We start from the raw sequence: 3656 nt of genomic DNA on the forward strand, positions 1-3656 counted from the left end.
CTGTCATCCCAGTGCTCCTTTTTTTGTCATCCGAGTAGCTGACACTGGGATCTATTTTGCATGTAACTCCAATTGTGTTTTGGCATAAAACGCGACGCGTATTAGACTTATTTGCAAGCAAAGCTTGCTAGATCCAAGTAGTCAGGGCACTGGGATGACATCATAGGGACACTGGGATGACACCCTGACAATCGTCATCCCGCTACTTGTTAGCGGATGAGATACCGCGGCGGTATGATGGTTCGTGGCGGTATAATGAAGCTTGAAAGCGGATCACCTTTCACGACCTGTATTTACTTTAGGAGTATTAACAGGTGTTATTGTTGGGTTTTCAAGTTGTGTTGCTTGCCCTAAGCCCTTGCTTATGCTTTGGTCCTGATCTAAAATTTTATCAAAGTGCTTACTCTTTTGTTGCTCTTCGTTATTTGACGTATCTCTTTGAGCATCTTCTTTTATGCCACGAGCATTCTCTACATCCTTTTCACCTTCACCTAAAAGTTTTTCTAATATTTTCTTAACAAAGCGCTTCAGAAGACTCAAAAACCCTTCTTCTTTTTGATTTTCTTGTGGTTGAGGCGTGTTATCTTTTTTGTTCGGCTCAGTGTTGAGCTTCTCTTTTACAGAACTCTTGCTCACTGAAGGATTAACGATTTGTGAATCGTGCTCTGGTGGCTGTGTATCTGTTTGCACAGAAGCTTCAGAAGTCTTTTTTTGTCCACTCTGTTCAACGCTTTTACCTTCTGCTGTAGTTTCTCTAAGAGTGTTAGCTGCTTCTTGAAATTTTTTGTCATTTTTTGATTCTGCAACTTTTTCACTTGTGAAGATGCCCTTCCCTTTATATTGTTGGTCAAGCTCAGCAATTCTTTCAAAATCTTGACGTACTTTTTCATCTGCACGTCCTTTTTGACTTTCAAATTTCTGACTCAATTCTGCAACGTTTTTCATTTTGTTCTCAAGCTCCTTACTTTTTACAGCTTTTAGAGCCTTGGTTCCTTTTGCAATATAATTAACCTTCTCTTCTAATGAGGTGCCTTCTGGAAAAGCACCTGGAGAACGTTCAAAAACATCTTTAAACTTTTTTTCAACACTTTCTTTAGATGTCTGGGCCATACCTGTTACCTATTAAAACATATCATATAATCAGTATATTAGCTAATTATATAAAAAACAGTTAACATAACTTGTGGTAGAGCGTTCTATTTATATTTTTTTTATTAAAATGTTATTTACTTATTAATTTAAAATATATAACAATATAGAAATGAAAAACAGCCCATTAGCAGTAGTATTCGATTGGGATAATACCTTAGTTGACACTCAAGATAACATTTTTAATGCTATTAAGCATACCATAAACTCAATGGGGTATAGTAATAAAGCTGCCGATAGAAATTCCCATGAGTCGAGAAAGAGCTATATGGTCAATTTATTTGGCGATCAGTGGAAAAAAGCAAATCAGATATACCAACAATATTTAGATGATGCACTATTGCAAAACATTGCTCTGAATCAAGGAGTAGAGAAAATGTTGCAGACACTGAAAAGCCACAATATTTATCTAGCAATAGTAAGTAATAAGAAAAATACTAATTTACGTAAAGAAGTTGCCTATTTTAAACTAGATTCTTACTTTGAAAGAGTAGTTGGGTCATGCGATACTGCAGAAGATAAACCATCTGCAACCCCACTGCTATTTGCACTAGAAGAGAGTACGTTACCTATAAATAGAGAAAATGTGTTTTTCGTTGGTGATAGCATCACAGATGTTCTGTGTGCACAAAATGCCAATTGTTTACCTATTATATACGGTCAATCAATAAGCGGTTATGAAGATTTGTTATGTTTTCAACATTTTGATAAACTTACAGATTTTATAATAAAGTATTTAGAAGATAGGTAATGACAGAGATTGCCAGTATACAAAGGCGCCTTTGCGCATATTTAATAGATGTAGCAATTTTATTAATTCCAACTTTATTAATTATACTGCTATTAGAGGATTCTCCGTTGATCTTACATCTATCATACATGTGTGTAAATTGTAGTTACTTCACATATTTTATATCTTCAAAGGCCCAAGCAACTCCAGGTCAACAGTTGATGAATATATATACTATCAATTTAGATGATTCTAAAATAGACTTGAATTTAGCTTTTGACAGAAGCACTTCCCAGTTTTTTCTTCCTTTGTTAAACAGTGTAGTAGTTGTCCTTACTGAATTTTTGCAAGATCAGGAGGTATTAGTGAATGTCTTGAGTGCATTGAAAGTAATTATAGTGCTGCTCACCCTCTATTGGTATCTAGTTGCTTGCTTCTCTAAGAAAAAACAGACATACCACGACATGCTATTTAATACGGTTGTTATCAAAGGAACTATTAAATGAGTTGCTATAACTATCATTATCATGTAAATTATGCTGATAAATTGAACTCAGGGAAGATTATGAATGAAGAGATAGTAAAACATTTGAACAAATTATTGACCAATGAGCTGACTTCTGTACGCCAGTATCTTTTGCATTTTGCGGTTCTCAAAAACAATGGAATTAATAGACTTGCAGAAAAGGTAAAAAATGAGCTTAACGAAGAACTTGAACATGCGAACAAGTTGGCAGAAAGGATTTTATTGCTTAAAGGTATACCAAATTTTCAAGATACAAATGAAATATCAAAGTATGATGGAAAGTTTACAAAAGACACAATACGGAAAATCTTAGAAGCTAATTTGAAATTAGAGGGAAAAGGTATTAAGGATATCAAAGAAACGATTTCTATTGCTGAGAAAGAAAAGGATTTTGTTAGTATAATATTATTAGAAGAGATGCTAAAAAATGAAGAAGAGCACTTCCATTGGATTGAGAAGCAGATTGACTTTATTGAACTAATGGGTGTTGAAAACTATTTAAGAACACAAATATAGGGTGTTAAAAAAAATAGTATTTATTTTAATTGTACCTTGCTTGCTCCTTTTTTTATTGGGATTATGGCAAGTATTCAGATTGAACTGGAAGAATAATATTATCAAAAATATGAGTCTTCCTGTTGTTCATCTGTTGCCCAATGATGATCTTGCACAACTTAACTACAGACACGTCAAGATTGATGGGATTCTAAGTGACATAGAACTATATGTTTTTGCAGGGCAACACGGCTATCATGTGCTGTCTCCTATGTTGCTTACCACTGGACGTTACATGTTGGTGAATAAAGGAATAGTCAGAGAAAAAGAAAAAAAGGAGAAAAAAGTAAAAATTGAAAAAGTAGTTGCAGATGGAATTTTATATTGCGATAGCAATAAAAGCAAAAATTGGTTTATCAAGAACGATACTGCTTCGAATACATGGTTTACCCTGAGTACAGAAGAAATTTCCAATGAGTTAGGTATTAAGCTAGAGAAGTGTGTATTGTGGCCGAACAATTTTGGCAGCAAAGTAGCTATACAGCCAATGAAGCATTTGGAATATGCAATCACTTGGTTTGCACTTTCCTTAACTTGGTTGATTATGTGCGTGATTTACTATAGGCAAAACCTCAATGTATCTGTTCAGCAGGGTGGCAAAATAAGGTAGACGAAAAAAGACAACTATAGGAACAAATGGGTGTCATGCCAGTGCGTGACACTGGCATCCAGTCCTTTTGCACAGTTCCATCAAAA

General features: G+C 34.7%; 5 protein-coding genes. 4 read left to right on the forward strand and 1 reads right to left on the reverse strand.

Features of this window, described 5'->3' with window-relative positions:
• Nucleotides 1-273: 273 nt before the first annotated feature.
• A complete protein-coding gene (locus BA053_RS05640) occupies nt 274-1110 on the reverse strand; it encodes a hypothetical protein (protein ID WP_065106856.1) in 837 nt (278 codons plus the stop codon).
• A 151-nt stretch (nt 1111-1261) separates the two neighbouring features.
• Here BA053_RS05640 and BA053_RS05645 point away from each other — a divergent pair, with 151 nt between their 5' ends.
• From BA053_RS05645 to BA053_RS05660, 4 genes are read left to right on the forward strand one after another with little or no spacing between them, the layout of a single operon-like run.
• Entirely contained in the window at nt 1262-1900 is a 639-nt protein-coding gene (locus BA053_RS05645) for an HAD family hydrolase (RefSeq protein WP_065094430.1), read from the forward strand.
• Nucleotides 1900-2385 carry an RDD family protein gene (locus BA053_RS05650; RefSeq protein WP_065094431.1) on the forward strand — a complete coding sequence of 162 codons (486 nt, stop codon included), beginning with the start codon at nt 1900-1902 and terminating at the stop codon, nt 2383-2385. Before BA053_RS05645 ends, BA053_RS05650 begins: the two co-directional genes overlap by 1 nt.
• Before the next feature lie 59 nt (nt 2386-2444).
• A complete protein-coding gene (gene bfr / locus BA053_RS05655) occupies nt 2445-2921 on the forward strand; it encodes a bacterioferritin (RefSeq protein ID WP_065094446.1) in 477 nt (158 codons plus the stop codon).
• A gap of 1 nt (nt 2922) precedes the next feature.
• The gene (locus tag BA053_RS05660) at nt 2923-3570 is read left to right on the forward strand and encodes an SURF1 family protein (protein ID WP_065094432.1); all 648 of its coding nucleotides are present in this window, start codon (nt 2923-2925) and stop codon (nt 3568-3570) included.
• The last annotated feature ends 86 nt before the right edge of the window (nt 3571-3656 follow it).

The organism is Wolbachia endosymbiont of Nomada ferruginata (genome assembly GCF_001675785.1).
Classification (GTDB): Bacteria; Pseudomonadota; Alphaproteobacteria; order Rickettsiales; family Anaplasmataceae; genus Wolbachia; species Wolbachia pipientis.

Coding starts and splice junctions, on each gene's coding strand:
- BA053_RS05640 (WP_065106856.1), bottom strand. CDS start 1,110: ATGGCCCAGACATCTAAAGAAAGTGTTGAAAAAAAGTTTAAAGATGTT.
- BA053_RS05645 (WP_065094430.1), top strand. CDS start 1,262: ATGAAAAACAGCCCATTAGCAGTAGTATTCGATTGGGATAATACCTTA.
- BA053_RS05650 (WP_065094431.1), top strand. CDS start 1,900: ATGACAGAGATTGCCAGTATACAAAGGCGCCTTTGCGCATATTTAATA.
- bfr (WP_065094446.1), top strand. CDS start 2,445: ATGAATGAAGAGATAGTAAAACATTTGAACAAATTATTGACCAATGAG.